Source organism: Halomonas sp. 11-S5 (assembly GCF_029889825.1).
GTDB lineage: Bacteria > Pseudomonadota > Gammaproteobacteria > Pseudomonadales > Halomonadaceae > Halomonas.
Window position 1 is genome coordinate 244095 of the sequence record NZ_JARANW010000003.1, and the last position, 26809, is coordinate 270903.

Consider the following 26809-nt stretch of genomic DNA (forward strand, 5'->3'; position numbering starts at 1 on the left):
TCCATGGCGGGCCGTCTCGGCGAGCGCTGGCTGGCGGCAGCCTATCGGGGCGATGCCTGGCTTCACGCCCTGCGACCGCTGGAGGCCCTCTATCGCCTGGTCGTGCGGCGTCGCGCCGCGGCCTTCGCCTCGGGCAGGCGGGCCGTCTGGCAGGCGCCGGTGCCGGTGATCGTGGTCGGCAACATCACCCTGGGCGGCACCGGCAAGTCGCCGCTGGTGGCCTGGCTGGCGCGCTTTCTCGCCGAGCGGGGCTGGGCGCCCGGCATCCTCTCACGGGGCTATGGCGGTCGCAGCGACCGCTATCCATTGCTGCTGGACGCCGACACGCCGGTCACTGCCTGCGGCGATGAGCCGCGCATGCTGGCGGACCAGACGGGGGTGCCGGTGGTGGTCGACCCCGATCGCGCCCAGGGCGCGAGGCGACTGCTGGCGGCGGGGTGCGATATCCTGATCGGCGATGATGGCCTGCAGCACCTGGCGCTGGGCCGTGACCTGGAGCTGGTGGTCGTGGATGGCCGTCGCGGCTTCGGCAACGGGCGCTGCCTGCCGGCGGGGCCGCTGCGCGAGCCGCTGACGCGGCTCGACGGGGTGGATGCCGTGGTGATCAACGGCGAGCCGGCCTTCGACCCGCCGGCTGGGGCCCACGGCATGGCCCTGGTGGCGTCGGCCTGGCGCCGCCTCGGCGACGACCGGCGCGTGCCACCCACGCCGCCACCCTTCGCCGGTCCGGTGCATGCCCTGGCCGGGATCGGTCACCCGGCGCGCTTCTTCGCTACCCTGGAGGCGCTGGGCGTGGAGCCGATCCCCCACGCCTTCGGCGACCACCATCGCTTCACGGCGGCCGACCTGGCCTTCGCCGACCATCGGCCGGTGGTGATGACGGCCAAGGACGCGGTCAAGTGTCGCGAGCTGGCGCCCGTCGACAGCTGGGTCCTCGAGGTGGAGGCCCAGCCCGACGCCGCCTTCATCGACTGGCTGCAGGCGCGGCTGGTGTCACTCTCAACCCAATGAAACCCATCCGAGGGGGAGTCATGGACAAGGAACTGCTGGCGATGCTGGTCTGCCCGCTGTGCAAGGGCAAGCTGAAATACGACCGCGAGGCCGCGGAGCTGGCGTGTCGCTACGATGGCCTCGCCTACCCGATTCGTGACGGCATCCCGGTGATGCTGCCCGAGGAGGCCCGAGTGATGGACGTCGACGAGAAACTGCACGACTCCCCCGGTCGCGCCGGCGAGTCCTGAGGAGGTCCCATGCAGGAGTTCATCGCCGTCATCCCGGCGCGCTTCGCCTCCTCGCGGCTGCCCGGCAAGCCGCTCGCCGAGATCGCGGGCGAGCCCATGGTGGCCCACGTCTGGCGACGCGCACGGGAAAGCGCTGCCGCCCGGGTGGTGGTGGCCACCGATGACCGGCGCGTCGCCGAGGCGCTGGCCCCTTGCGGTGCCGAGGTGCTGCTGACCGCCGACGACCATCCCTCGGGCACCGACCGGCTGGCCGAGGTGGCCGAGCGACTGGGCCTGGCCGATGACGCCGTGCTGGTCAATGTTCAGGGCGACGAGCCGCTGATCCCGCCGCTGCTGATTGACCAGGTGGCGGCGCGGCTCTTCGAGGACCCGGATGCCTCCATCGCCACCCTGGCCGAGCCGATCAGCGACGTCGAGACGCTCTTCAACCCCAATGCGGTCAAGGTGGTGCGTGCGCTCTCCGGGCGTGCTCTCTACTTCTCGCGGGCTCCCATCCCCTGGGACAGGGACGCCTTCGCGCGTCGGCCCGAGCTGCTCGAGACCGACGCCTGGCTGCGCCACATCGGCCTTTATGCCTATCGGGCGGGCTTTCTCGCCGAGTATCGCGACTGGCCCCCCTCGCCGCTGGAGCGCCTGGAGCAGCTCGAGCAGTTGCGGGCCCTGCACCATGGCCATGCCATCCAGGTGGCCCTGGCTCGGGTAGTGCACCCGGCGGGTGTGGACACCGAGGAGGACTTGGCGCGTGTTCGCGAGCTGCTGCAGCGCCCGGGAGGTCACTGATGCGCGTGCTCTTCGTCTGTCTCGGCAATAGCTGTCGCTCGCCCACCGCCGAGGGCGTGTTCCGTCGCCTGCTCGAGGCGCGCCGGGAGCCCGGGTCTTGAGCCTGGCGCTTCGGGCCCCTCACGACCTCTCCCGGGCCAATACCCTGGGCCTGCCGTGCCGGGCGGAGCGCTTCGTCTCACCCGGAAGCATCGGCGACCTGCGTGAGGCGCTGGACCTGGCCCATCACGAGGGCTGGCCGCTGACCCTGCTGGGTGGCGGCAGCAACCTGATCCTGCCGGCATGGCTCCCGGGCCTGGTGGTGCGGCCCGCCATGTGCGACTGGTGGCTGGAGGAGGGCGAAGGCGACAGCGTCCTCGTCCATGCCGAGGCCGCGGTGGTGTGGCACGAGCTGGTCATGGCGCTGGCCGCCAGGGGCCTGTGGGGCATCGAGAATCTGGCGCTTATTCCCGGGCACTGCGGGGCCGCGCCAATCCAGAACATCGGCGCCTATGGCGTGGAACTCAGTGATCTCATCGAGGCAGTGCATCTGGTCCATCTCGACGATGGCCGCGAGGCGGTACTCTCGCCGGCGGCGTGTGCCTTCGGCTATCGCGACAGCGTCTTCAAGGGCGCCCTGGACGGGCGCGTGGTGATCACCCGGCTGGTGCTGCGCCTGTCGCGCACACCGAGTCCCCGGCTCGGCTACGGTGACCTGGCCGGCCGGGTCGGTGCCGAGCCCTCGGCGCGGGAGGTGGCCGAGGCGGTCTGCGCGATCCGCCGCGAGAAGCTGCCCGACCCGGCCCTGCTGGGCAATGCCGGGAGCTTCTTCAAGAACCCCCTGGTGGCGGCCGACCTGGCCCGGCGGCTAGTCGACGACCATCCGACGCTGCCGCACTTCCCCCAGCCCGACGGGCGCGTGAAGCTGGCGGCCGGCTGGCTGATCGACCACTGCGGCCTCAAGGGCTGGCGACAGGGCCATTTCGGCGTGCATGAGCGCCAGGCGCTGGTGCTGGTGCACTTCGGTGGAGGCAATGCGGCGGAACTGATCGACTTTGCCGGGCGGGTGGCCGACACCGTGCGCGAACGTTTCAGCGTGACGCTGGAGCGCGAGCCCCGTCTGGCCGTGCCGGCCTGATTCTGCCCGGTTCTTCCCGGCCCTGACACGACAGCGCCCGCAGCCATGGCTGCGGGCGCTGTCATTGGTGCAGGGGGAAAGCGGGGGCTCAGCCCTGCTTGCCCTCCTGGGCCTTGGCCTCCTGCTCACGACGGCGGATCTCCCGCGGGTCGTTGTGAGCGCGGCGACGGCGGCTGGCGCGGCTCTCCGTCGTCTTCTCCTCGGCCTTCGCTTTCTCGACAGCCTTCTCCTCCGACTGGACGTCAGCCTGCGGTTCGGCGGGTTTCTCGGCCGGCTTCTGCTCGGCCTTGGGCTCGGCTTTCGCTTCGGCGGGCTTCTGCTCGGCCTTGGGCTCGGCCTTGGGCTCGGCTTTCGCTTCGGCGGGCTTCTGCTCGGCCTTGGGCTCGGCTTTCGCTTCGGCGGGTTTCTCGGCCGGCTTCTGCTCGGCCTTGGGCTCGGCTTTCGCTTCGGCGGGCTTCTGCTCGGCCTTGGGCTCGGCTTTCGCTTCGGCGGGCTTCTCGGCCGGCTTCTGCTCGGCCTTGGGCTCGGCTTTCGCTTCGGCGGGCTTCTGCTCGGCCTTCGCTTCAGCAGGCGCCGGTTCGGCCTTGGCTGCCTGGCCACTTGGCTGCTTGGCTGCCTCGTTGTCGGCCTTCGCCTCGACGGGCTCGGTCGGTTTCTGCTCGGCCTTGGGCGCCTCTGGCTTGGGCTCGGCTTTCGCTTCGGCAGGCGCCGGTTCGCCCTTGGCTGCCTGGCCGCTTGGCTGCTTGGCTGCCTCAGTGTCGGCCTTCGCCTCGGCAGGCTTCTCGGCCGGCTTGGCGTCGGCGTTCACTTCAGCCGGCTGGGCCTCGTCCTTGACTGCCTCGGCTTCGGGCTTGACCTCGGCCTGCAGGCGTTGCTGCTCGGCCTCGGCCTTGGGGTTGATGGCATGCTTGCGCGTGCGTTGGCGCGGGTTGTTGCGAGTGCGCTTGGGCTTGCCGTCATCCACCGGGGCCTCGGCGGCTGCCGGCGTCTCGGCACGCTTTTCGCTTGGCATCTCGGCCGGCTTGTCACTGCCTTTCTGGCGGCGGGCGTCGTCGCGGGGCTTCTCGTCACGGGGCTTCTCGTCACGGGGCTTCTGATCACGGGGCTTTTCATCACGATCCTTGGGCGCCTCCTGTGAGCGTGCCTGGCGGCCCTCTTCCGGGCGACCGCCGCGTGCACGACCGCCGCGGCTGCCGCGGCCCTCGGTGCCGGCGGGCTTGCTTTCGCCCCGCTCGCCTTCCTGGCGTGATGAACCGCGCCGTTCATCGCTGCGCGGGCGACGCTGGCGGCCGTTGCGGCCGCCGCGCTCGTCGTCGCGCTGGGCGGGCTGGTGTGCGCCTTGATCAGAGCGTGCCTCGCCCGAGCGGGCGGACGGTTTCTGCTCGGTACGGGCAGGTGCCTCGTCGCTGCCGAGCAGCTTGGTCAGGCCCTTGACCAGGCGACCCAGCACGCCGGCCTGGGGTTCGGCGACGGGCGGGGCGGCCGGTGCCTTGGGCGTTGCCTTGGCCGCTGCCTTGGGCGGCGTTGGTGCTGGCGCCTCCTCCTGCTGCAGGGACGCGGGCGCCGGCTCGTGGTGGACCACCGTCTTGACGGCGGCCTCGGCGCGCTGGACCGGCTTGCCGAAGGCGGCCTCTGGCTCCTGGCCCACCTCGGTGTCGGTGGAGAGCTCGAAGCTGGACAGGGTCGCGGCGCCTTCCTCGTCCACGTGGTCGTCGCGAAAGCGCTGGACGTCGTAGTGGGGCGTGTCCATGTCCGGGTTGGGCAGCATCAAGACGCGCACGCCCTGGCGCCGCTCGATCTCGGCCAGCACGGCGCGCTTCTCGTTGAGCAGGTAGGTGGCCACCGGCACCGGCAGGATGGCGCGGATCTGGGCGCTGCGCTCCTTCATCGCCTCTTCCTCGATCAGGCGCATGATGGAGAGCGAGATGGAGCGCACGTCGCGGATGGTGCCCTGGCCGTCGCAGCGCGGGCAGACCACGCCGCTGGTCTCGCCCAGCGAGGGGCGCAGGCGCTGGCGGGACATCTCCATCAGGCCGAAGCGCGAGATGCGGCCGATCTGCACCCGGGCGCGGTCGAGCTTGAGCGCGTCGCGCATGCGGTTCTCGACCTCACGCTGGTTGCGCGCCGGGCTCATGTCGATGAAGTCGATCACCACCAGGCCGCCGATGTCGCGCAGGCGCAGCTGGCGGGCGATCTCGTCGGCCGCCTCCAGGTTGGTTTGCAGCGCGGTCTCCTCGATGTCGCTGCCGCGGGTGGCCCGCGCCGAGTTGATGTCGATGGAGACCAGCGCCTCGGTGTGGTCGATGACGGTGGAGCCGCCGGAGGGCAGCTTGACCTCGCGCTCGTAGGCGGTCTCGATCTGCGACTCGATCTGGAAGCGCGAGAAGAGCGGGACCTCGTCGACGTAGAGCTTGATCTTCTGCTGGTAGGAGGGCATCACCTGGCGGATGAAGGCCAGCGCCTCCTGGTGAACCTGCTCGCTGTCGATCAGCACCTCGCCGATGTCCTGGCGCAGGTAGTCGCGCATGGCGCGGATGATGACGTTGGATTCGCGGTAGATCAGGAAGGGCGCCGGGCGCTTGCCGGCCTCCTCGGTGACCGATTCCCAGACCTGCACCAGGTAGTCCAGGTCCCACTGCAGTTCCTCGGGGGAGCGGCCGATACCGGCCGTGCGCACGATCAGGCCCATCTTGTCGGGCACGGTCAGCTGGCTCATGGCCTCCTTGAGCTGGCTGCGCTCCTCGCCCTCGATGCGCCGCGAGATGCCGCCAGCCCGGGGGTTGTTGGGCATCAGCACCAGGAAGCGACCGGCGAGGCTGATGAAGGTGGTCAGGGCGGCGCCCTTGTTGCCGCGCTCCTCCTTGTCCACCTGGACGATGACTTCCTGGCCCTCCTTGAGCACTTCCTTGATGCTGGGGCGGCCCGAGGGTTCCTTCAGGAAGTAGTCGCGGGACACCTCCTTGAGGGGCAAGAAGCCGTGGCGGTCGGCACCGAAGTCGACGAAGGCGGCTTCGAGGGAGGGTTCTACGCGGGTGATCTTGCCGCGGTAGATGTTGGCTTTCTTCTGTTCCCGGGCACCGGACTCGATGTCCAGGTCGTAGAGGCGTTGTCCATCGACCAGCGCGACCCGCAGCTCTTCGGGCTGGGTCGCATTGATGAGCATCCGTTTCATGTCGTCTCGCAAGTAGGGACGCGCCGGACGGCGTTCAGCGACGGAGACGAACCGCTGGTTGCTGCGTGCTTGTGCTCAGCGCATGTCGCGGATGCGGTAGTGCGCCCGACCGGCTCGAGTCATCCTTGCACGATGACTCCGATTCGGCATGATCATGTTGAGTACGGGGCGGAGGCAGGACATGTCTCGGTGGGACGTCACCCATCCGGCCCTGCGGTCACCGCCAACACCTGGCATTCATCGATTCGCCAACGCCGGCCATCGGCACGTTGTTGTACGTATCCCGTGATCTTCGGCCGTGCTGCAAGGAGCGCGACCGAAGCCGGGCGTGGCGTTGTAGCGCTTGCTTGTCGGCGGCGGGACCCCGGATTGGCGAGGATCGTCGCGGCCTGATCTTTTCGCTCCGGCCTGCGTGTCTGTCGTGCAGGCGCTCTGGCGGGTCGTGACAACCCATTGAAGCGAGGTGGCAATATAACAGCAAAGGGGGTGGCCAGCAATTGGCGCAGGATGGCTCGCACTGCGGTAGAATGCGCCTTTCGAGCGGGTATCCAGTGGAGTGGCGGCATGGCCGAAGGGCGCGAGGTGCAGTGGGTGGAAGTGGCCGAGGGCCAGGTCGGCCAGCGGGTCGACAACTTCCTGTTGACGCGCATGAAGGGGGCGCCCAGGGCGCTCATCTATCGCATCGTGCGCAAGGGCGAGGTACGGGTGAACAAGAAGCGGGTCAAGGCCGATACCCGCTTGGCGTTGGGCGACCTGGTGCGGATCCCGCCGCTGCGCCTCAGCCCCCGCGAGGCGGTCCGCGAGGTCAGCGACAACCTGCGCAACTTGCTCGCCGGCAGCGTGCTGCTGGAGGGGCGCGACTGGCTTGTGATCAACAAGCCCTCGGGACTCGCCGTGCATGGCGGCAGCGGGGTGAAGATCGGCCTGATCGAGGCCTTGCGCCAGGTGCGCGAGGACCTCGACTTCCTGGAGCTGGTCCATCGCCTGGATCGTGACACCTCGGGCTGCCTGCTGCTGGCCAAGTCGCGCCCGGCGCTGCTGGCGCTCAACGCCTCGCTCAAGGAGCGCCAGATGGACAAGCAGTACCTGGCGCTGGTGGCCGGGCGCTGGCCGGCACGACGCGACTTCGTCAGCGCCCGGCTCGACCGCTTCGAGCTCGCCAACGGCGAGCGACGGGTGCGGGTCGATGCGGCCGGCAAGGTGGCCCGCACACGCTTCGCGGTGCGCGAGGCCTTCGAGAGGGTCACCCTGATCGAGGCCGAGCCGGTCACCGGGCGGACCCACCAGATCCGCGTGCATGCGGCCCATGCCGGCCATCCGCTGCTCGGCGACGACAAGTACGGCAGCCGCGAGAGCCAGCGGCTATCCGCCACACTGGGCCTGTCGCGGCTATTCCTGCATGCCGCGGCCCTGACCTTTCCCGAACCCAGCAGTGGCCGCCCGGTGCGGATCAAGGCGCCGCTGCCTGCTGAGCTCGAAACGGCGCTTGCCCGCGCCCGCCAGTCCCGCTGACACGGAGGCTTCATGCGCTATCGACTGGCCATCTTCGACTGGGATGGCACCCTGATGGACTCCATCGCGCGGATCGTCTCCAGCATGCAGGCGGCGTCTCGGGAAGCTGGCTGGGGCGAGCTGGAGGCGGAGGCGGTCCGCAACATCATCGGCCTGGGGCTGCCCGAGGCTATCGCCAGCCTCTGTCCCGGCATCGACGCCGAGCGTGGCGAGCTGCTCAGGGCGCGCTATGCCCATCACTTCGTCGAGGGCGATACCGGCCCCATGCGCTTCTATCCCGGGGTCGAGGCCGGGCTGGTCGGGCTGCGGGGCAGGGCTGGCCAGCGCCTGGCCGTGGCCACCGGCAAGAGTCGTCGCGGCCTGGACCGCATCTTCCGCGAGAGTGATAGCGGTGGCTGGTTCCATGCCAGCCGTACCGCCGACGAGACGCTCTCCAAGCCGCATCCTCGGATGCTCGAGGAGCTCCTCGTCGAGCTCGATGTCGCGGTCGGCGAGGCGGTGATGATTGGCGATACCGAATACGACCTCGAGATGGCCCGGGCGCTGGGCATGGACCGGGTGGCGGTGACCTGGGGCGTGCATGCCCCGGCGCGCCTGGCCGCCAGCCGCCCGGTATTCACCGCCGAGGCGGTGCCCGACCTCTTCGACTGGCTGCACGGCTAGCTGACCAAGGAACAGGACGACCATGAGTGACGACGACAAGCGCGACGATCGCTGGACCCGCGGACCGGAGCTGACCCCGGAACAGGCGCGCCGCGAGCGCGAGACGGAGCGAGCTGGCGCGGCGCCGCCGCCCGGCGAGGATGCCGAGACGCTGCGTGAGCGCCAGCGCCTGGCCCAGCTGGAGATGATGGGCCGCTGGATCGACGGGGTCTTGGTGGAGCAGCGACGTTCGCGGCGCTGGAAGCTGTTCTTCCGCTTCTTCTTTGCGCTGCTGATCCTGGCCTCGCTGTCGGTCACGCTCTACGGGATCCTGGGCACCCCGGGCGCCGGGACGCCTGCCCGGCCGCACCTCGGCGTCGTCGAGGTCACGGGAGTGATCGACAGCGATTCGCCGGCCAGCGCCGAGCGCATCATCGAGGGCCTGGAGCGGGCCTGGAAGGCGGAACAGGCCGAGGCGGTGGTGCTGCATATCAACAGCCCTGGCGGCAGCCCCGTGCAATCCCAGCGCATCTTCGAGGCGGTAATGCGGTTGCGCGAGTCCGGCGACAAGCCAGTGCTGGCGGTGATCGAGGATATCGGCGCCAGTGGCGCCTACTACGTGGCCGCGGCGGCCGACGAGATCATCGCCGCACCGGCCAGCCTGGTGGGCTCGATTGGGGTCATCCACGCCGGTTTCGGCTTCGAGGAGGCCATCGGGCGCCTGGGCGTCGAGCGTCGTGTCTTCACGGCCGGCGAGAACAAGGCGTTCCTCGACCCCTTCTCGGACATCGCCCCGGCACAGCGCGAGTTCTGGCAGGCGGTGCTGACCACCACCCACCGCCAGTTCATCGACGACGTGCGCGAGGGGCGCGGCGACCGACTGGCCGACGACGAGCGGCTGTTCAGCGGGTTGATCTGGAGCGGCGAGCAGGCCCTCGAGCTGGGGCTGGTGGACCGGCTCGACAGCCTCGATGGCGTGGCCCGCGCCAGGCTCGGCGAGGCGCGCCTGCGCAACTACACGCCGCGCCTGGATCCTCTCGAACGGATCTCCCGCCAGTTCGGCCGGGTCGCCGCCGAGTGGTTGGGGGTGTCGCGCGCCGACTCGCCGCTGCGCTATCAGCTACCTTGAGAGCGCCCAGCGTCGAGCAGGCTGTCGAGCACTGCTATCGAGCGGCCCCGGGCCTTTTGACAGAGGCAGGGGGAGTGCCTATCATTGCGCGCCTATGTTGACCTCAAGACTCCCCGGTAGGGTCGAGCCTTACAAGCTCGTGGCCCGTGCCGAACACCTGGAAGGCCTGGTGGCGCTCGCCGAGATGGCGCGGCTTGCCGAGGAAGTCGGTGCCCAGTCCGGCGATGCCCAGGTATGGCTGGATTTCGCCATCGACCCCCAGGGGCGACGGGAGATCCGTGGCCATCTGAAGGCCGAGCTGCAGCTGCCGTGCCGGCGCTGCCTGGAGCCCATGGTTCATCAGGTCGAGAGCGATTTCCGGCTGGGCATGATCACCAGTGACGCCCTGGCCGCGGAGTTGCCGAGCACCCATGAGCCGGTGCTGGTGGAAAACGAACAGCTGAATCTGCTGGCGGTGGTCGAGGATGAACTCATCCTCAGCCTGCCCCAGGGGGTTTACCACGACGAGGCCGAGTGTTCGGTTTCGCGCGACCAGCTGAACAGCGGGGAGGCGACCGATGCGTCGGCCAGCACCCCGGCGAGCCCTTTCGATGTGCTGCGGCAGATCAAGGGCAAACCCTGATACATCCTCGTTTCACTCTGGAGTGACAACCCATGGCAGTTCAAAAGAACCGCAAGACCCGTTCCAAGCGTGGCATGCGTCGCAGCCACGACGCCCTCACCGTTACGGCCCTGTCCCAGGACAAGGAGACCGGCACCACTCATCTGCGCCACCATGTGGCACCGGATGGTTATTACCGTGGCCGCAAGGTCGTCGAGGTCTGACGCGACGGCGTTCCGGGTGATAATGGCGGGTCGTTGACGTGCGGATCGCCATCGATGCGATGGGCGGGGACCTCGGTCCCCGCCCGGCCGTCATGGGCTCCGCCGCGGCCGTCAGTGCCGATCCTGATCTCGAGCTGTGCCTGTTCGGCCCCGCCGGGCTGCTGGAAGACGAGATAGCCCGCCTGCCGCGGCAGCTTGCCGCGGCGGCGTCGCGTCTGCGGGTCAGCGATGCCCCGGCGGTTGTCCAGCAGTCCCAGCGACCCAGCGAGGCGCTGCGTCACGGGGGCGATACCAGCATGGCCCGGATGCTCGACGGCGTCGCCGGCGGCGACGCCGTGGCCGGGGTCAGCGCCGGCAACACCGGGGCGCTGATGGCGCTGGCCCGGCGTGCCCTGGGCACGGTGGCGGGGATTCCCCGGCCGGCCATCAGCACCGCCATTCCCACCCGTGACCTGGGTCGCTGCTACCTGCTCGACCTGGGCGCCAACGTGGAGGCCAGTGCCGAGCGGCTGGTCGACTTCGCCCTGATGGGGGAGGTGATGGCGCGCCACGTCGACGGCCTCGTCGCGCCGCGGGTGGCGCTGCTCAATGTCGGTGTCGAGGGCACCAAGGGCACGCGCAGCGTGCGCGACGCCGATGCCTGGCTGCGCCGGCACCCCGACATCGCCTACCTGGGGTACGTGGAGGGCGACGGGATCTTCACTGGCGCCGCCGACGTGGTGGTCTGTGATGGTTTCGTCGGCAATGCCGTGCTCAAGGCCAGCGAAGGCCTGACGCGGCTGCTGGTCGAGCGGGTCCAGGCGACCTTCGAGGCCCACTGGAGCAGCCGGCTGGTGGGGCTGCTCGCCCGTCCGGCGCTGCGTCGGCTCAAGGGCGAGCTCGATCCCGTGCGCTACAATGGCGCCAGCCTGCTGGGGCTGGCCGGGATCGTGATCAAGAGCCACGGCAGTGCCGATGCCACTGGCTTTCGCTATGCCGTGCAACGGGCGGTGAACGAAGTGAGGCGCGACCTGCCGAGCCGGCTGGCCGCGGAACTGGACCACCGCCGGTCCCCTGTCGACTCGGCCGTCCGCGGCCGAACCGAGAGCGGATCCAGGCCCGACGGGCCGATCATGCCGGACGCGACCGGCATCGACGACAGTCAACAAGCGCAAAGGTGATCGACATGACGCAACCCCTTGCCCTCATCTTTCCCGGGCAGGGCTCCCAGCAGATCGGCATGCTGCGCGAGCTGGCAGAGCGCTACAGCGTGGTGCGCACGACCTTCGAGGAAGCGGCCGATGCCCTCGGCTACGACCTCTGGCAGGTGGTGCAGGAGGGGCCGGCCGAGGCGCTCAATGCCACCGCCTGCACCCAGCCGGCACTGCTTGCCGCCAGCGTGGCGGTCTGGCGCGTCTGGCAGGAGCTCGAGGGGCCGCGCCCCGGGGCCATGGCCGGCCACAGCCTGGGCGAGTACAGCGCCCTGGTCTGTGCCGGGGCGCTGCCCTTCGCCCAGGGCGTGCGCCTGGTGAAGCTGCGCGGCGAGGCGATGCAGACGGCCGTGCCCGCCGGCGAGGGCGCCATGGCGGCGATTCTCGGTCTCGCTGACGAGGCGGTGGAGCAGGCCTGTGCCCGGGTCGCCGACGGCGACGTGGTCGCTGCCGTCAACTACAATGCCCCGGGGCAGGTGGTGATCGCCGGCAGCAAGGCCGCCGTGGAGCGCGCCATCGCCGCCTGCCAGGAAGCCGGCGCCAAGCGCGCGATGCCGCTGCCGGTCTCGGTGCCGTCGCACTGCGAGCTGATGCGTCCGGCCGCCGAGCGCCTGGCGGCGGCCATGCAGGAGGTCGAGCTGCGCTCGCCACGCTACACGGTGTTCCAGAACGTCGATGCCCAGGCCCATGCCGACGTGGCGACCCTGCGCACCCGGCTGATCGAGCAGCTCTACCAGCCGGTGCGCTGGACCTCCTGCATCGAGGCGATGACCGCCCGCGGTGCCGAGGTGTACATCGAGTGCGGTCCGGGCAAGGTGCTCACCGGGCTCAACAAGCGAATCGCCAGAGGTAGCAAGGGGCTGGCGGTCAATGACCCGGACAGCCTCTCCGCGGCCCTCGAGCTGGCCAGGGATGCCGTCGGCCAGTCGCCGTCGGCCAATGGCTGAACCATCTCCCGGACGTAGACGGATAGAGAGACCATGACAACCGAGCGTAGAGTCGCCCTCATCACCGGGGCCAGTCGCGGCATCGGCCGTGCCATCGCCCACGAGCTGGGCCGCCAGGGGCGTATCGTGATCGGTACCGCCACCACCGATGCCGGTGCCGAGCGCATCGGTGCCGACCTCGCGGACGCGGGGATCGAGGGGGCCGGTCGCCAGCTGGACGTCACCGACCAGGCTAGCGTCGATACGCTGGTCAAGGCGGTCACCGAGGCGTTCGGTGCCCCCACCATCCTGGTCAACAATGCCGGCATCACGCGCGACAACCTGTTGATGCGCATGAAGGAAGACGAGTGGGACTCGGTGATCGACACCAACCTCAAGTCGGTTTATCGCGTCGGCAAGGCCTGCCTGCGCGGCATGACCCGGGCGCGTTTCGGCCGCATCGTCTCGATCAGTTCGGTGGTGGCCACCATGGGCAATCTCGGGCAGACCAACTATGCCGCCGCCAAGGCGGGCATGGAGGGTTTTACCCGGGCCCTGGCCCGTGAGGTTGCCTCGCGGGCGATTACCGTCAATGCGGTGGCGCCGGGTTTCATCGCCACCGACATGACCCAATCCTTGCCGGAGGAGCAGCACAAGGCGCTGCTCGGCCAGATTCCGCTGGCGCGGCTCGGCGAGCCCGAGGAGATCGCCGCGGCGGTGGGCTTCCTGACCGGCGACACGGCGGGTTATATCACCGGCGAGACCCTGCATGTCAACGGCGGCATGAACATGCGTTGAAGCCTCCGGGGGGAGGCGGTTGCGCCGACCCGGGGGCGTCTATAAACTACCCCGCAGCTTCCGGCTAGCGGACCTGGATCCTTAACGGCTGGTTTTGCGAACGGCCAATGTGAACGACTGGAGTACGTCATAATGAGCACCATCGAAGAGCGCGTGAAGAAGGTTGTGGCCGAGCGTCTGAACGTCAAGGAAGAAGACATCCAGAACTCCTCTTCCTTCACCGAGGACCTCGGCGCCGATTCCCTGGATACCGTCGAGCTGGTGATGGCGCTCGAAGAGGAGTTCGACACCGAGATTCCCGACGAGGAAGCCGAGAAGATCACGACCGTTCAGGAAGCCATCGACTACGTCAACGCCCACCAGTAAGGTGGCGGTCGATACCGCTTGCTGAGGCGTCCGGGGCCAGTGCCCCGTGGAGAGCCGTCCTGCCATGTCAGGACGGCTCTCGTGCTATGCGCGACAGGAACTTGCCGAGCCCGCACAGGTCGGGGAGACTCGGGTATAATGCGCGCAATGACGGCCCCGCGGGGTCGTGTCACCAAGGTTGTCTGGAGGAAAGCTGATGGCTCGTAGAAGGGTTGTGGTGACCGGGCTGGGCCTGGTCACGCCGGTGGGGAATACCGTGGAGGAGAGCTGGGCCAGCATCCTGGCCGGCAAGAGCGGTGTCGCGCCCATCGAACACTTCGATGTCAGCGCCTTCAACACGCGCTTCGGCGGGTCGGTAAAGGACTTCGACATCAGCCCATACCTCAATCCCAAGGAGGCCCGCAAGATGGACCTCTTCATCCAGTACGGGATGGCCGCCGGTGCCCAGGCGATCCAGGATGCCGGGATCGAGTGTCACGACGGCAATGCCGATCGCATCGGCGTGGCCATCGGCTCGGGGATCGGTGGCCTGCCGATGATCGAGCACAACCACAATGCCTTGCTCAAGGGCGGGGCGCGGCGGATCTCGCCCTTCTTCGTCCCGGGGTCGATCATCAACATGATCTCCGGCAACCTGGCGATCCAGCACGGCTTCCGCGGGCCCAACATCGCCATCACCACGGCCTGTACCACCGGGACCCACAACATCGGCTACAGCGCCCGCACCATCGCCTACGGCGATGCCGACGTGATGGTCTGCGGGGGCGCCGAGATGGCGACCACGCCGCTGGGCCTGGGGGGCTTCTCGGCGGCCCGGGCGCTCTCCACGCGCAACGACGACCCGGCCGCGGCGAGTCGGCCCTGGGACCGCGACCGCGACGGCTTCGTGCTCTCCGATGGCGCCGGCGTGGTGGTGCTCGAGGAGTACGAGCAGGCGAAGGCCCGCGGGGCGACCCTCTATGCCGAGCTCACCGGCTTCGGCATGAGCGATGATGCCTACCACATGACCGCGCCGCCGGAAGATGGTCACGGTGCCGCCCGGTCCATGCGCAATGCCATCCGCGATGCCGGCATCGACCCCTCGGCCGTCGACTACATCAATGCCCACGGCACCTCGACCGCGGCCGGCGACCTGGCCGAGAGTCGTGCCGTCGAGCAGGTGATGGGCGGGGCCGCGAAATCGGTGGCCGTCAGTTCCACCAAGTCGATGATCGGCCACCTGCTGGGGGCCGCCGGTGCCGTCGAGGCGGTGTTCTGCGTGCTGGCCATCCGTGACCAGGTGGCACCGCCGACCATCAACCTGGACAACCCCCAGGAAGGCTGCAATCTCGATTACGTGCCCCACACGGCTCGCGAGATGAAGGTCGACGTCAGCCTGTCGAACTCCTTCGGCTTCGGCGGCACCAACGGCACCCTGGTCTTCGTCAAGGTGTGAGGCCCGAGGCGCGCCAGGTAGGAGCCGGGGGCTGGCCGCTGGACGATCGCGGCGTTGCCTATGGGGATGGTCTCTTCGAGACCGTGCTGGTGCGTGATGGTGCGCCGCGGCTGTGGGAGGCCCACCTGGCGCGCCTGGCGCGCGGCTGTCAGGTGCTGGGCTTGCCCATGCCGGCGGAGCATCGGCTCGCCGCCCCCCTGGTTGATGCGCCACCGGGCCTGGCGGTGCTCAAACTGATGCTGACCCGGGGCAGCGGCGGGCGCGGCTATGCCTCTCCCGCGGCGCCCGCGCCCCGGCTGCGCTGGCAGCTGTCGCCCTTCGTCCCCGACACAGCTCGCTGGAAGGCGGGCGTGCGGGTCCGCCACTGTCGCCTGCGGCTGGGCGTCCAGCCGGTGCTCGCCGGGCTCAAGCACCTCAACCGCCTGGAGAACGTGCTGGCGCGGGGCGAGTGGGCGGATGCCGATATCGCCGAGGGGCTGCTCTGCGACAGCGAGGACCGGCTGGTGGAAGCCACCTGCATGAACCTCTTCTGGCAGCGCGAGGGGCGGCTCGAGACGCCGCGCCTGGACCGCTGTGGCGTGGCCGGCACGCTGCGCGCGGTGCTGCTCGAGCGCCTGCCCATCGCGGAGGTCGATGCTGCCCCCGGGGTGCTGGCCAGTGCCGAGGCGGTCTGGCTCGGCAACTCGGTGCAGGGGCTCTGGCCGGTGGCCCGGCTCGACGGGGCCGGGGGAGAGGCCCCGCAGCGCTGGACCATCGGCGCGGTGCATCGCCGCCTGCAGGCGGTGGCCCATGCGCCGCTGGGCTATCCGACACGGCTTGACAACTGAACGAGGACGACCCGCATGGGGCGTGTGCTGAAGATTCTGCTGGTTCTGGCCATCCTGGCGGCCCTGGTGGCGTTCGCCGGGCATCGCTATTGGCAGTCGCGGCTGGAGGCCCCCATTGCCTTGGAGGAGCCGACCCTCTACGAGGTGCCCGACGGCGCTGGCTACCACCGGGTGGTCAGCGAGCTGACCGAGCGGGGGATCCTCGTCGATGCCTGGGCCTTTCGGCTGCTCGCCCGCCTGGAGCCCGAGGCCCTGCCGCGCCTTCGCCCCGGGGAGTACCGCCTGGTGCCCGGCATGAACGGGCGCGAGCTGCTGTCCCTGCTGGGCAGCAACGAGGTGGTCCGCTATCCGCTGACCGTTCCCGAGGGCTGGACCTTCCGCCAGATGCGCGAGCTGCTCGATGCCGCGCCGAAGCTGGAGCACCGCACCGCGGGCCTCTCCGACGCGGAGCTGATGGCCCGGCTCGACCGCGAGGGGCGTCACCCCGAGGGCTGGTTCTTCCCGGATACCTACCAGTATCGCAAGGGGCTCAGCGACCTGGATATCCTGCGCCAGGCCCTGGAACGCATGGAGGCCACCCTCGACGAGGTCTGGGCCGGACGCGACGACGACCTGCCTCTGGAGAGTCCCTACCAGGCGTTGATCATGGCCTCGCTGATCGAGCGCGAGACCGGAGCGCCCGAGGAGCGCCCCGAGATCGCCGGCGTCTTCATGCGTCGCCTGGAGCGGGGCATGCGACTGCAGACCGATCCCACCGTGATCTACGGCATGGGGGAGCGCTTCGATGGCAACATCACCCGCGCCGATCTGCGCGAGGCCACGCCCTACAACACCTACGTGATCGAGGGCATGCCGCCCACGCCGATCGCCCTACCCGGGCGGGCGGCGCTGGAGGCGGCGGTGCAGCCGGAGGAGGGCGAGGCGCTCTACTTCGTCGCCAAAGGCGACGGCACCCACCACTTCTCGCGTACCCTGCGCGAGCACAACAACGCGGTGAACAGGTATATCCGCAATCGCTGACTGGAGCAGGCATGTGCAATAACGACCCGGATCGGCCTGCGAGGGACGCCGGGGACAGGCCGCAGAGGAGGTCCTACGCCAGGGATGGCGTCGGTAGCGTACACGGAGGTATAAATAACGCCTCCTCGATGGTCCGGCACCCCGGGGCCTGTCGTCGGGAAAGTCTTGAGCGGAATGACAATCAAGGAAAAGGTCGCTTCATTACCCTGGAAGGCGGGGAGGGAGTGGGCAAGTCCACCAACCTGGCCCTGGTGGTCGACCATCTGCGGGCCCGCGGGCATGAGGTGGTGGCGACCCGCGAGCCCGGCGGCACCCCGCGTGCCGAGGCGATGCGCCGCCTGCTGATCGACCCCGCCGGCGAGGAGCCCCTCGACCCGGATGCCGAACTGCTGCTGGTGTTCGCCGCCCGGGCCCAGCACCTGGCCAGGGTGATCCGCCCGGCGCTGGCGCGAGGCGCCTGGGTGGTCTGCGATCGCTTCACCGATGCTACCTATGCCTACCAGGGGGGCGGGCGCGGCATCGAGACGGCCCGCATTGCCGAGCTCGAGGCCTTCGTCCAGCAGGGCCTCACGCCCGACCTGACGCTGCTGCTGGACATGCCCATGGCCGATGCCCAGCAGCGGCTCGACGGGCGCCTCCAGGGGCAGGGCGGCGAGCGCGACCGCTTCGAACGTGAGCGCGGCGCCTTCTTCGAGGCGGTGCGCCGGGCCTACCTCGCCCGTGCCGAAGCGGATCCCGGCCGCCTGGTGGTGATCGCTGCCGGTGCCGGCCTGGCGGAGGTTCAGGCGGAGTTGCTGGCGCGGCTGGACGAGCGGCTGGTGGCCTGGTCATGAGCGAGGTCAAGGTCCCCCGTCCGTTGCCCTGGCTGCAGGCGCGGTGGCAGGAACTGGTGCGCCTGGCCGATGCCGGGCGACTGCCCCACGCGTTGCTGATCTCCGGTGCCCACGGCATCGGCAAGCAGTCCCTGGCCGAGGCGCTGGTGTCACGCACCCTCTGTGCCTCGCCGGGAGAGCACGCCTGCGGTCGCTGCCATGCCTGTCACATGCTGGCCTCTGGCTACCACCCTGACCTGCTGCGCGTGGCCCTGGAGGAGGGCAAGCGGCAGATCCGCATCGGCCCGGTCCGCGAGGTCAATGCCTTCGTCGCCCAGACCGCCCAGCAGGGCGGCTACCGCGTGATCGTGATCTCGCCGGCCGAGGCCATGAACGTGGCGGCGTCCAATGCGCTGCTCAAGAGCCTGGAAGAGCCCGGCGGACGGACGTTGTTCGTGCTGCTCTCCGACATTCCCTCGCGGCTGCTGCCCACCATTCGCTCGCGTTGCCAGCACTGGAGCCTGGCGGTGCCGGCCGAGGCCGACTGCCGGGACTGGCTGGCCGAGCGCCTGGGCGGCGAAGAGGAGGCCGGCTTCTGGTTCCGGGCCGCGGGGGGCCTGCCGCTGCGCGCGCTGGAACTCGCCGAACCGGAGTCCCGGGCGCTGCGCCAGCAGCTTCTGGATACCTTCGAGGCGCTGGTCAGAGGCGCCGAGCCGGTGGCCGAGGCGGCCCGCCTGGAGCGCCAGTCCATCGACGCCATCCTGTGGTACGGTATCGCCTGGCTCGAGGACCTGATCCGCCTGGGGCTCTCGGGCGACACCAGCGAGCTGCGCAACCCCGACCTGTTGGTGCTCTATCGCCAGGCGGTCAAGAATGCCCGGGTACGTGACTGGTTCCGCCTGCTGGACTACGCCCGCGAACAGCGTCGCCTGCTGGCCGAGGGGGGCAACCCCAATCCCCAGCTAGCCCTCGAGGCCTGGTTGGTCCGCTGGTCCACGCTGCTGCGCTCTTGACCCGTTGCGCCCTTGACTGAGGAGGCTCCATGGCTGCACAGAAAGCGCTGTCCCTGACGATCCAGGAGGTCCCGACCCTGCTCTCGGCCTACATGCCGGTGCTGGAGCGCGGCGGCATCTTCGTGCCCACTCGCGAGCGCTACGAGCTGGGCCAGGAGGTCTTCCTGCTACTGATGCTCCCGGGGGATGCCGAGCGAGTGCCGGTCACCGGCCAGGTGGTCTGGGTCTCGCCCGAGGGCGTGGCCGGGCGTCGGGTCCCGGGTATCGGTATCCACTTCAGCGCCGAGGACCAGGCCGTGCGAGATCGCATCGAGACCCTGCTGGCCGGCCAGCTCGACAAGGGCGCCCCGACCTATACGCTGTAAGCGCCGAGCGCCATGCCCCTGTGGGAGCGCAGCTTGCTGCGCGATGACGACTGCCGCCATTCTCGCCATGGGCCATAGAAGGGCACTCCCACAGGGTGCCGGTACCCGACATTCAACTTCACTAGCTTCGGTATTCTTGCATGTTTGTCGACTCCCACTGCCATCTCGATCGTCTCGACCCCGCGACCCACGGCAGCGACCTGGCCGCCGCCCTCGACGCCGCCCGGGCCCGGGACGTGCGCCAGTTCCTGGCCATCGCCGTGACCCTCGAGGACCTGCCGGCACTGGCCGAGATCAGTCGTGCCCACGACGACGTGGTGATCTCCGCCGGCATCCATCCGTTGCACCGCGTCGCCGAGGCGCCGAGCGTCGCGGCGATCAAGGAGGCGGCCGACTGCTTCGGCGCCGTGGCCATCGGCGAGTGCGGCCTGGATTATCATTATCTCGGCAAGCACTACCCCGACAAGGCACCCGACGGGGTGCCCTCCCGCGAGGAGCAGCGCGAGCGATTCCGCCGCCAGCTGGTGGCCGCCAGCGAGCTCGAGCTGCCGGTGATCATCCATACCCGCGAGGCCCGCGACGATACCCTGGCGCTGATCCGCGAGCATACCGACCCGGCGGTGGGCGGCGTGCTGCACTGCTTCACCGAGGACCTGGACATGGCCCGCGAGGCGGTGCGCCATGGCTTCTATATCTCGCTGTCCGGCATCGTGACCTTCCGCAACGCCGAATCGCTTCGCGAGCTGGCACGACGGCTGCCGCTGGACCGGCTGCTGATCGAGACCGACAGCCCCTACCTGGCCCCGGTGCCGCACCGTGGCAAGCCCAACGAGCCGGCCTGGGTGGTCGAGGTCGCCGAGTGCATCGCCGGCGAGCGCGGCATCAGCGTCGCGGAGGTCGCGGCCCAGACCACGGCCAACTTCTACCGGCTGTTCCGGGCGGCCGCCCCTGAGGCGCCGGCGGATGTGCGCGAGGCCCTGTCCCATGCCGGCCTGGTCTAGACTCGGGAAACGTACCCTCCGGAGGGCCGTCCCATGACGCTCGATCCGTTGCTGGCCCAGGTCGATCCCGAAGGCGAGATTCCCCCTGTGGATCACTGGCATCCCGAACACCACGGCGAGATGGACCTCACGATCGCCGCCGACGGGCGCTGGATCCATGAGGGTACGCCGATTGCTCGCCCGAGGCTGGTCCGCCTGCTCTCGACCATCCTGCGCCGCGAACCCGATGGCGACTACGTGCTGGTGACACCGGCCGAGCGGCAGCGTATCCGGGTCGAGGACCGTCCCTTCCTGGTGGTGGATGCCGAGCGTGACGAGGAAGGCCGGTGGTGGCTGACCACTAATGTCGGCGACCGCCTGGCGCTCGGCGAGGAGCATCGGCTGGTGCTCAGCGAGACCCCGGCTGGCGAGACGGTGCCGGAGGTCGCAGTGCGCTTCGGGCTCAATGCCCGGCTGGGTCGCAACGTCTACTATCGTCTCGTGGAGCAGGCCGAGACGCGGGAGCTCGGCGAGGGCAGCCTCGAGCTGGGCCTGACCAGCCATGGCACCTGGCACCCCCTGGGGCGGCTGGACGCCGAGGCGCGGCGTGACGGCGAGCCGCCATGACGCTGATCCGCGAGCTGACCCCCGAACAGCGCGCCGTGGTCGCCCATGACCGGGGACACGCCCGGGTGGCGGCGGTAGCCGGTGCCGGCAAGACCACGACCATGGTCGCTCGGGTGCTGCACCTGCTCGCGCAGGGGGTGCCCCCGGCGCGCATCCTGGTGCTGATGTTCAACCGCTCGGCCCGGGAAGACTTCCAGGCCCGCCTGGCCGAGATGGCGCCGGCCGGTCAGGCGCTGCCCGACGTGCGCACCTTCCACTCCCTCGGTCACCGGCTGACCGGTAGCCTGACCCGCTGGGGGGCGCTCGCGCCGCGTCGGCTGCTCACCGCCGACTGGCAGCTCGAGCGGCTGCTGCGTCAGGCCACGCTGGCCGCCCTGGGCGAGGCGCCGGAGGCGCGCGAGACGGCCCTGGAGGCCGAGCGCCTCGAGGCGCTGGCCCACTTCTGCGGACTGGTGAAGGCCGAGATGGCCTCGCCGGCCGAACTCCACCGCCGGCTCGACGTCGGCGAGGAGACGGGCCACTTCGTGGCCGCCTTCGAGCATGCCGAGCGGCTGCTGGCCGACCAGGGGCTGATGACCTTCGCCGACCTGCTCTATCGTCCGCTGCTGGCGCTGGAGGCGGATGCCGCTCTGCGAGGCCGGGTCCAGGGGTTCCTCGACCACGTGGTCATCGACGAGTACCAGGACATCAACACCGCCCAGCAGCGGCTGCTGGCGCTGCTCGCCGGCCGCGATGCCGAGGTCATGGCGGTGGGCGATGCCAACCAGTGCATCTACGAGTGGCGCGGCGCCCACCCCGACACCATGCTGGAGAACTTCACCGCCACCTTCGGGGCGGCCCGTGACTATCCGCTCTCCACCACCTTCCGCCACGGCCACGCCCTGGCCCTTACCGCCAACCACGCCATCGCCGCCAACCGGCGGCGTCCCGACCAGCTCTGCCTGGCCGCGCCGGGCAACCCCGCCACCGGCCTGGCCGTGGGGCAGGGCAGCCAGGAACTGCTGGCCGAGCTCGACGGCTGGCGCCGCGGAGGGCGCGGACTGGACGAGGCCTGCCTGCTGGTGCGCAGCTGGGCGCTGTCGGTGCCGCTGCAGCTGGCGCTGCTCCGCGAGGGCATTCCCTTCCGCCTGGCCCGGGAGGATCGCTTCGTCTTCCGCCTGCCGCTGGTCGAGGCCCTGGCCGGCTACCTGCGCCTCGCCGTCGAGCCCCGCCGGCTCCAGGATCCCGGGCACCTGGCGATGCTGCTGGCTCAGCCCACCCCCTTCGTGGCCCGGGAGCGGATCCTTGCCCTGGCCAACCGGCTGGCCGAGACCCAGCGCTGGCCGGAACGCCACGATCCGCTGCTCGATGGGCTCAGGCCCCACCAGCGACGCACCCTCAAGAAGCGCTGGGCGCTGCTCTGCGAGCTGCCCCGTCGATCGGGCTGGCCGCCGGCGCGTCTGCTCGAGCACGTGGTGTCCGAGGTCGACGCCGAGAAGGTGCTCAAGCGCGCCGCCGCCCGACGCGACAAGGGCGAGGAGGACGTGCGCCTGCTCGACGTGCTGGTCGAGCAGGCCGGGGAGCTGGGCAACGACACCGCGGCCTTCATCGAGCTGCTCTCCCGACCGGTGGAGAACCGCGACGACGGGGTACTGATCAGCACCGTGCATGGCGCCAAGGGCCTGGAGTGGCCGCTGGTGCTGGTGGCGGGGGTCAACGAGGAGGACTTTCCCCACTACACGCGCGACAATCCCCTGACGCCGGGGCGCCTGGAGGAGGAGCGGCGGCTCTTCTACGTGGCCATCACCCGGGCCCGGGAGCGCCTGGTGCTGCTCCATGACGGCGGTGACCACCGCCCCAGTCGCTTCGTCGCCGAGTCCGCCTGGGAGGATGGCCAGCGCGTAGCCCGCCGGCTGGACGGCGCTCAGGTCGGCGAGGCGCAGGGCCCGCTGCCGGTGTCCGAGCCCGACCTGGTGCGCCGCTACCTGGCCTCGCTGGGCCACTCGCTGCCGGTGGTGGCGTGTCCGGCCGCTCAGGACGGGCCCGCCGAGTCCCGGGGCGAGGGCTTCCGGGTCGGTCAACTCCTGCGCCATGCAGTGTTCGGCGAGGGGCGGATCAGCGTGGTGGAGGGCGACCCGGACAACCCGGTGATCGAGGTACGCTTCCACCACGCCGGTTGGCGCCGCCTGATCGCCCGCCGGGCCCCCATCGAATTGCTTGAGGGAGTCAACGCATGACCTATCCGCTGATCACGGCCACCGCGCTGGCCGACGCCCTCGAGGGTGCCCACCCGCCTCGGGTCCTGGACTGTCGTGCCCGCCTGGGCGAGCCCGATGCGGGCCGCCGGCTGTGGTGGGAGGCCCACCTGCCGAGCAGCCATCATCTCGACCTCGACCGTGACCTGGCCGGGCCGCCGGGGCAGGGCGGCCGGCATCCGCTGCCCACGCCCGCGGCCTTCACTGCGGTGATCCAGAGGCTGGGGATCAGGCCGGGGCAGCCGGTGGTGGTCTATGACGACATGGGCGGCCAGCTCGCGGCGGCGCGGGCCTGGTGGATGCTCGCCTGCTGGGCGGACCATCCCGACGTACGCCTCCTCGACGGTGGCCTCAGGGCTTGGCTGGCGGCGGGGGGCGAACTGCGGGAAGACGGCGACCCCGAGGCCATGCCGGCAGGCTCCGACTGGCAGCCGGCCTTCCATGACCAGAGCCACGTCACGGCCGGGGAGCTGCTGGTGGGCTCGGCGACCCGCATCGACGCCCGCGCCAGGGAGCGCTTCCGCGGCGAGGTGGAGCCCATCGATCCGGTGGCGGGCCACATCCCCGGTGCCGTGTGCCGGCCCAGTGCCGACAACCTCACCGCTGACGGCCACTTCAAGCCCGCCGGGACGCTGGCCAGCGAGCTGCCCGAGGGCGAATCATCGATTGCCTACTGCGGCTCCGGGGTCACCGCCTGCCACACCATCCTCGCCTATGCGGTGGCCGGCCGACCCCTGCCCAGGCTCTACCCCGGCTCCTGGAGCGAGTGGATCCGCGACCCCGCCCGGCCCATCGCCACCGGCGACTGATCCCGGGCTACGCCCGGAGCGGTAAGCCATAAGCTTGAAGCTGTAAGAAAATCTGGGCCAACCTTGTCTCGAGAGCTTCGGTTCAATGATGGCGTCTTGACTTACGGCTTACGGCTTACGGCTTACGGCTTACGGCTTACGGCTTACGGCTTACGCGCCGAGCGGAGCGGAGCTCGACGCGGGACGCTTACATATTGGGATAGTTGGGCCCGCCGCCGCCTTCCGGTGCCACCCAGGTGATGTTCTGGGCCGGGTCCTTGATGTCGCAGGTCTTGCAGTGGATGCAGTTCTGGAAGTTGATCTGGAACTTGGGCTTGCCTGCGTCGTCCTCGATCACCTCGTACACGCCCACCGGGCAGTAGCGCTGGGCCGGCTCGGCGTACTCGGGCAGGTTGTCGCGGATCGGCAGCTCGGGGTCGGCCAGCCTCAGGTGGCAGGGCTGGTCCTCCTCGTGGTTGGTGTTGGAGAGGAACACCGAGGAGGGCTTGTCGAAGGAGAGCTTGCCGTCGGGCCGGGGGTAGTCGATCTTCTCGCACTCATTGGCGGGCTTGAGGGTCGCATGGTCCGGCGTGGTGTCGTGGACGGCGGGCAACCGGCCGCCGAGCAGCTGGTCGGCGAAGTTGTAGGCGCCGCCCAGGTAGGTGCCGTACTTGTGGATCGCCGGGCCGAAGCTGGCGCTCGCCTTGAGCTCGGCGAAGGCCCAGCTGGCTTCCCACTTCTCGGTGAAGGCGGTCAGCTCCTTGCCACCCTCGTCGCCTTCCGCCGTTGCTTCACGATCGTTTAGCGCCTCGAACACCGCCTCGGCGGCTACCAGGCCGGACTTCATGGCGGTGTGCAGGCCCTTGATCTTGGCGAAGTTCAGCGTGCCGGCGTCGCAGCCGATCAGCAGGCCACCGGGAAATGTCATCTTCGGCAGGCAGTTCAACCCGCCCTTGGCGATGGCCCGGGCACCATAGGCGACCCGCTTGCCGCCCTCCAGGTGCCTGGCGAGCACCGGATGGTGCTTCATGCGCTGGAATTCGTCGAAGGGCGACAGCCAGGGATTCTGGTAGGAGAGGTCCATGATCAGGCCGACCACCACCTGCTGGTTCTCGGCATGGTAGAGGAACCAGCCGCCATGAGTGTGCTTGTCCAGGGGCCAGCCGGAACCATGCAGCACCAGCCCGGGCTCATGCTGCTCGGCGGGCACGTCCCACAGCTCCTTCAGGCCGATACCGTAGTGCTGCGGGTCCTTGCCCGCGTCGAGCTCGAAGCGCTCGATCAGCCGCTTGCCCAGGTGGCCGCGGGCGCCCTCGGCGAACAGGGTGTACTTGGCGCGCAGCTCCATGCCCGGCATGTGGCCATCCTTGGGCGCCCCGTCGGCGCCCACCCCCATGTCGCCGATCAGGATGCCGCGCACGGTGCCGTCCTCGTCGTGGATCACCTCCTGGGCGGCGAAGCCGGGGAAGATCTCCACACCCAGCGCCTCGGCCTGCTCGGCCAGCCAGCGGCAGAGGTTGCCGGCGCTGATCACGTAGCGCGTGAGGTCGCCGCCGGTGTTGTGCATGGAGGGCGGCACCAGGGCATTGGGCAGCTTCTGGCCCTTCTCGGCATCCTTGAGCAGGTAGACCTCGTCGCGGGTCGCCGGCGTGGTCAGCGGCGCGCCACGCTCTTCCCAGTCGGGGAAGAGCTCCTGCAGGGCGCGGGGTTCGAAGATCGCCCCGGAGAGGATATGGGCGCCCACCTCGGAGCCCTTCTCCACCACGCACACCGTGAGCTCCTGGTCGGCCTCATTGGCCTGCTGCATCAGGCGGCACGCGGCGGCCAGGCCCGAGGGCCCGGCGCCGACGATGACCACATCGAAATCCATGGAATCGCGTTCGACTTGTTCTTCCACCTGAGCTCTCCTCACTGTTCACTGTCCCGGCGACGTGGCCACCGGATGCGACCAACGTCGGAAGGATTTAAAACGGTCGTTTGCTTCTAGCCATGCCCCATGATAGGCATAATAGCGTTAAAGGGTCACCCCCTGCGATGGTGCAGTGCGTCATGGCCTGGCTGTTCCCCGGCGGCGCGAGGATTGTTGATCAGGATGTGGCTATGGCACATTGGATATGTTTTACGGTGCTGCGCCTATCAAACGCTTGCATGAAACGCATAAGGGTATGCCAGCCGGTTCCTAAGGAGGCAGGTCTCCTCCCGCCGCGGCGCGGGGCAGAGGCCGCTTCTCCAACCATCAGGTTCCCAGTGTGAACCAAGCGAGGACACTATGAAGGTACTCGTCGCGGTCAAACGCGTCATCGACTACAACGTCAAGATCCGGGTCAAGCCGGACAACAGTGACGTCGACCTCACCAACGTCAAGATGGCCATGAACCCCTTCTGCGAGATCGCCGTGGAGGAGGCGGTGCGCCTGAAGGAGCGCGGGGTGGCCACCGAGATCGTCGCCGTCACCGTCGGCCCCAAGGCCGCCCAGGAGCAGTTGCGCACCGCCCTGGCGCTGGGCGCCGACCGGGCGATCCACATCCAGACCGACGAGCGCGTCGAGTCGCTGGGTGCGGCCAAGGCGCTGGCCAAGGTGGTCGAGGAGGAGCAGCCGGGCCTGGTGATACTGGGCAAGCAGGCCATCGACACCGACAACAACCAGACCGGCCAGATGCTCGCCGCGCTGACCGGCCGGCCCCAGGGCACCTTCGCCTCTGAAATTACTGTCGAGGGCGAAGGTGATGAAAAGCGGCTGCAGGTGACCCGCGAGATCGACGGCGGCCTGCAGACCATCGAGCTGACCCTGCCGGCCATCGTCACCACCGACCTGCGCCTTAACGAGCCGCGCTACGCCAAGCTGCCCGACATCATGAAGGCCAAGAAGAAGCCGATGGACGTCAAGAGCCCGGCGGAGCTCGGCATCGAGGTGGCCTCGAAGGTCAAGCTGCTCAAGGTCGAGCCGCCGGCCGAGCGCCAGGGCGGCGTCAAGGTGGGCTCGGTGGACGAGCTGGTCGACAAACTCAAG

General features: G+C 69.6%; 26 protein-coding genes and 1 pseudogene. 25 read left to right on the top strand and 2 right to left on the bottom strand.

The features are described from left to right. The first annotated feature begins 3 nt into the window (after positions 1-3). The 5 genes and pseudogenes from lpxK to murB all read left to right on the top strand — a co-directional run bounded on the left by lpxK (position 4) and on the right by murB (position 3138). Complete coding sequence (gene lpxK, locus OP497_RS04200; RefSeq protein ID WP_280546737.1) at positions 4-1011, top strand: tetraacyldisaccharide 4'-kinase; 1008 nt, start codon at positions 4-6, stop codon at positions 1009-1011. A gap of 20 nt (positions 1012-1031) precedes the next feature. After that, positions 1032-1241, top strand: a complete 210-nt coding sequence (locus tag OP497_RS04205; protein WP_280546738.1) for a Trm112 family protein — start codon at positions 1032-1034, stop codon at positions 1239-1241. Positions 1242-1250: 9 nt separating this feature from the next. Further along, positions 1251-2021, top strand: a complete 771-nt coding sequence (gene kdsB, locus OP497_RS04210) for a 3-deoxy-manno-octulosonate cytidylyltransferase (RefSeq protein WP_280546739.1) — start codon at positions 1251-1253, stop codon at positions 2019-2021. Next, positions 2021-2098 (top strand): annotated as a pseudogene (locus tag OP497_RS04215) (low molecular weight phosphotyrosine protein phosphatase); the annotation flags it as partial. The gene kdsB and the pseudogene OP497_RS04215, both read left to right, overlap by 1 nt. A 20-nt stretch (positions 2099-2118) precedes the next feature. Next, positions 2119-3138 (top strand): UDP-N-acetylmuramate dehydrogenase, encoded by a 1020-nt coding sequence (gene murB / locus OP497_RS04220; protein WP_280546740.1) that lies wholly within the window; start codon positions 2119-2121, stop codon positions 3136-3138. A gap of 88 nt (positions 3139-3226) precedes the next feature. On the opposite strand, the gene rne is transcribed toward murB, so the two are convergent. Next, positions 3227-6310, bottom strand: coding sequence for a ribonuclease E (gene rne / locus OP497_RS04225; RefSeq protein ID WP_280546741.1), 3084 nt, complete (start codon positions 6308-6310; stop codon positions 3227-3229). A gap of 564 nt (positions 6311-6874) precedes the next feature. Here rne and OP497_RS04230 point away from each other — a divergent pair. From OP497_RS04230 to OP497_RS04320, 19 genes are all read left to right on the top strand, one after another. Next, positions 6875-7822, top strand: a complete 948-nt coding sequence (locus OP497_RS04230) for an RluA family pseudouridine synthase (RefSeq protein WP_280546742.1) — start codon at positions 6875-6877, stop codon at positions 7820-7822. Positions 7823-7834: 12 nt separating this feature from the next. Further along, on the top strand, positions 7835-8485 hold the full coding sequence (locus tag OP497_RS04235; RefSeq protein WP_280546743.1) for an HAD-IA family hydrolase: 651 nt from the start codon (positions 7835-7837) through the stop codon (positions 8483-8485). 22 nt (positions 8486-8507) lie between these two features. Next, positions 8508-9593, top strand: a complete 1086-nt coding sequence (sppA, locus tag OP497_RS04240) for a signal peptide peptidase SppA (RefSeq protein WP_280546744.1) — start codon at positions 8508-8510, stop codon at positions 9591-9593. A 94-nt stretch (positions 9594-9687) separates the two neighbouring features. Continuing rightward, the gene (locus OP497_RS04245; protein WP_280546745.1) at positions 9688-10215 is read left to right on the top strand and encodes a YceD family protein; all 528 of its coding nucleotides are present in this window, start codon (positions 9688-9690) and stop codon (positions 10213-10215) included. Positions 10216-10247: 32 nt separating this feature from the next. Continuing rightward, complete coding sequence (gene rpmF, locus OP497_RS04250; protein WP_280546746.1) at positions 10248-10418, top strand: 50S ribosomal protein L32; 171 nt, start codon at positions 10248-10250, stop codon at positions 10416-10418. Between the two features lie 38 nt (positions 10419-10456). Then, complete coding sequence (plsX, locus tag OP497_RS04255) at positions 10457-11578, top strand: phosphate acyltransferase PlsX (protein ID WP_280546747.1); 1122 nt, start codon at positions 10457-10459, stop codon at positions 11576-11578. Positions 11579-11583: 5 nt separating this feature from the next. Next, positions 11584-12555, top strand: coding sequence for an ACP S-malonyltransferase (gene fabD, locus OP497_RS04260; RefSeq protein ID WP_280546748.1), 972 nt, complete (start codon positions 11584-11586; stop codon positions 12553-12555). A gap of 33 nt (positions 12556-12588) precedes the next feature. Next, positions 12589-13332, top strand: coding sequence for a 3-oxoacyl-ACP reductase FabG (fabG, locus tag OP497_RS04265; RefSeq protein WP_280546749.1), 744 nt, complete (start codon positions 12589-12591; stop codon positions 13330-13332). A 132-nt stretch (positions 13333-13464) separates the two neighbouring features. Continuing rightward, the gene (gene acpP, locus OP497_RS04270; RefSeq protein WP_008956801.1) at positions 13465-13698 is read left to right on the top strand and encodes an acyl carrier protein; all 234 of its coding nucleotides are present in this window, start codon (positions 13465-13467) and stop codon (positions 13696-13698) included. 196 nt (positions 13699-13894) lie between these two features. Continuing rightward, positions 13895-15133, top strand: coding sequence for a beta-ketoacyl-ACP synthase II (gene fabF / locus OP497_RS04275; RefSeq protein ID WP_280546750.1), 1239 nt, complete (start codon positions 13895-13897; stop codon positions 15131-15133). Then, positions 15130-15960 carry an aminodeoxychorismate lyase gene (pabC, locus tag OP497_RS04280; protein ID WP_280546751.1) on the top strand — a complete coding sequence of 277 codons (831 nt, stop codon included), beginning with the start codon at positions 15130-15132 and terminating at the stop codon, positions 15958-15960. The genes fabF and pabC overlap by 4 nt, the downstream gene beginning before the upstream one ends. Positions 15961-15975: 15 nt before the next feature. Beyond that, entirely contained in the window at positions 15976-16980 is a 1005-nt protein-coding gene (gene mltG / locus OP497_RS04285) for an endolytic transglycosylase MltG (RefSeq protein WP_280546752.1), read from the top strand. Between the two features lie 128 nt (positions 16981-17108). Continuing rightward, positions 17109-17813, top strand: coding sequence for a dTMP kinase (gene tmk, locus OP497_RS04290; protein WP_280546753.1), 705 nt, complete (start codon positions 17109-17111; stop codon positions 17811-17813). Beyond that, a complete protein-coding gene (locus tag OP497_RS04295; protein ID WP_280546754.1) occupies positions 17810-18805 on the top strand; it encodes a DNA polymerase III subunit delta' in 996 nt (331 codons plus the stop codon). Before tmk ends, OP497_RS04295 begins: the two co-directional genes overlap by 4 nt. A 29-nt stretch (positions 18806-18834) precedes the next feature. After that, complete coding sequence (locus OP497_RS04300) at positions 18835-19170, top strand: PilZ domain-containing protein (RefSeq protein WP_280546755.1); 336 nt, start codon at positions 18835-18837, stop codon at positions 19168-19170. Positions 19171-19310: 140 nt separating this feature from the next. Beyond that, positions 19311-20171 carry a TatD family hydrolase gene (locus tag OP497_RS04305; protein ID WP_280546756.1) on the top strand — a complete coding sequence of 287 codons (861 nt, stop codon included), beginning with the start codon at positions 19311-19313 and terminating at the stop codon, positions 20169-20171. Between the two features lie 33 nt (positions 20172-20204). Next, on the top strand, positions 20205-20777 hold the full coding sequence (locus tag OP497_RS04310) for a DUF1285 domain-containing protein (RefSeq protein WP_280546757.1): 573 nt from the start codon (positions 20205-20207) through the stop codon (positions 20775-20777). Beyond that, positions 20774-22993, top strand: a complete 2220-nt coding sequence (locus tag OP497_RS04315) for an ATP-dependent helicase (RefSeq protein ID WP_280546758.1) — start codon at positions 20774-20776, stop codon at positions 22991-22993. The genes OP497_RS04310 and OP497_RS04315 overlap by 4 nt, the downstream gene beginning before the upstream one ends. Further along, positions 22990-23820: a sulfurtransferase gene (locus OP497_RS04320; protein WP_280546760.1), complete on the top strand. Its 831-nt coding sequence runs from the start codon at positions 22990-22992 to the stop codon at positions 23818-23820. The genes OP497_RS04315 and OP497_RS04320 overlap by 4 nt, the downstream gene beginning before the upstream one ends. 187 nt (positions 23821-24007) lie before the next feature. Here OP497_RS04320 and OP497_RS04325 read toward each other — a convergent pair whose 3' ends face one another. After that, the gene (locus OP497_RS04325; RefSeq protein ID WP_280546770.1) at positions 24008-25669 is read right to left on the bottom strand and encodes an electron transfer flavoprotein-ubiquinone oxidoreductase; all 1662 of its coding nucleotides are present in this window, start codon (positions 25667-25669) and stop codon (positions 24008-24010) included. A 399-nt stretch (positions 25670-26068) separates the two neighbouring features. Between OP497_RS04325 and OP497_RS04330 the strand changes: the two genes are divergently transcribed. Continuing rightward, on the top strand, positions 26069-26809 hold a 741-nt coding region (locus OP497_RS04330; protein WP_280546761.1), incomplete at its 3' end, for an electron transfer flavoprotein subunit beta/FixA family protein.

Excerpts from the sequence above, each read along its gene's own strand:
- lpxK (WP_280546737.1), top strand. The coding sequence starts at position 4 with ATGGCGGGCCGTCTCGGCGAGCGCTGGCTGGCGGCAGCCTATCGGGGC.
- OP497_RS04205 (WP_280546738.1), top strand. The coding sequence starts at position 1,032 with ATGGACAAGGAACTGCTGGCGATGCTGGTCTGCCCGCTGTGCAAGGGC.
- kdsB (WP_280546739.1), top strand. The coding sequence starts at position 1,251 with ATGCAGGAGTTCATCGCCGTCATCCCGGCGCGCTTCGCCTCCTCGCGG.
- rne (WP_280546741.1), bottom strand. The coding sequence starts at position 6,310 with ATGAAACGGATGCTCATCAATGCGACCCAGCCCGAAGAGCTGCGGGTC.
- OP497_RS04230 (WP_280546742.1), top strand. The coding sequence starts at position 6,875 with ATGGCCGAAGGGCGCGAGGTGCAGTGGGTGGAAGTGGCCGAGGGCCAG.
- OP497_RS04235 (WP_280546743.1), top strand. The coding sequence starts at position 7,835 with ATGCGCTATCGACTGGCCATCTTCGACTGGGATGGCACCCTGATGGAC.
- sppA (WP_280546744.1), top strand. The coding sequence starts at position 8,508 with ATGAGTGACGACGACAAGCGCGACGATCGCTGGACCCGCGGACCGGAG.
- OP497_RS04245 (WP_280546745.1), top strand. The coding sequence starts at position 9,688 with ATGTTGACCTCAAGACTCCCCGGTAGGGTCGAGCCTTACAAGCTCGTG.
- rpmF (WP_280546746.1), top strand. The coding sequence starts at position 10,248 with ATGGCAGTTCAAAAGAACCGCAAGACCCGTTCCAAGCGTGGCATGCGT.
- fabD (WP_280546748.1), top strand. The coding sequence starts at position 11,584 with ATGACGCAACCCCTTGCCCTCATCTTTCCCGGGCAGGGCTCCCAGCAG.
- fabG (WP_280546749.1), top strand. The coding sequence starts at position 12,589 with ATGACAACCGAGCGTAGAGTCGCCCTCATCACCGGGGCCAGTCGCGGC.
- acpP (WP_008956801.1), top strand. The coding sequence starts at position 13,465 with ATGAGCACCATCGAAGAGCGCGTGAAGAAGGTTGTGGCCGAGCGTCTG.
- fabF (WP_280546750.1), top strand. The coding sequence starts at position 13,895 with ATGGCTCGTAGAAGGGTTGTGGTGACCGGGCTGGGCCTGGTCACGCCG.
- mltG (WP_280546752.1), top strand. The coding sequence starts at position 15,976 with ATGGGGCGTGTGCTGAAGATTCTGCTGGTTCTGGCCATCCTGGCGGCC.
- tmk (WP_280546753.1), top strand. The coding sequence starts at position 17,109 with ATGGTCCGGCACCCCGGGGCCTGTCGTCGGGAAAGTCTTGAGCGGAAT.
- OP497_RS04295 (WP_280546754.1), top strand. The coding sequence starts at position 17,810 with ATGAGCGAGGTCAAGGTCCCCCGTCCGTTGCCCTGGCTGCAGGCGCGG.
- OP497_RS04300 (WP_280546755.1), top strand. The coding sequence starts at position 18,835 with ATGGCTGCACAGAAAGCGCTGTCCCTGACGATCCAGGAGGTCCCGACC.
- OP497_RS04305 (WP_280546756.1), top strand. The coding sequence starts at position 19,311 with ATGTTTGTCGACTCCCACTGCCATCTCGATCGTCTCGACCCCGCGACC.
- OP497_RS04310 (WP_280546757.1), top strand. The coding sequence starts at position 20,205 with ATGACGCTCGATCCGTTGCTGGCCCAGGTCGATCCCGAAGGCGAGATT.
- OP497_RS04315 (WP_280546758.1), top strand. The coding sequence starts at position 20,774 with ATGACGCTGATCCGCGAGCTGACCCCCGAACAGCGCGCCGTGGTCGCC.
- OP497_RS04320 (WP_280546760.1), top strand. The coding sequence starts at position 22,990 with ATGACCTATCCGCTGATCACGGCCACCGCGCTGGCCGACGCCCTCGAG.
- OP497_RS04325 (WP_280546770.1), bottom strand. The coding sequence starts at position 25,669 with ATGGATTTCGATGTGGTCATCGTCGGCGCCGGGCCCTCGGGCCTGGCC.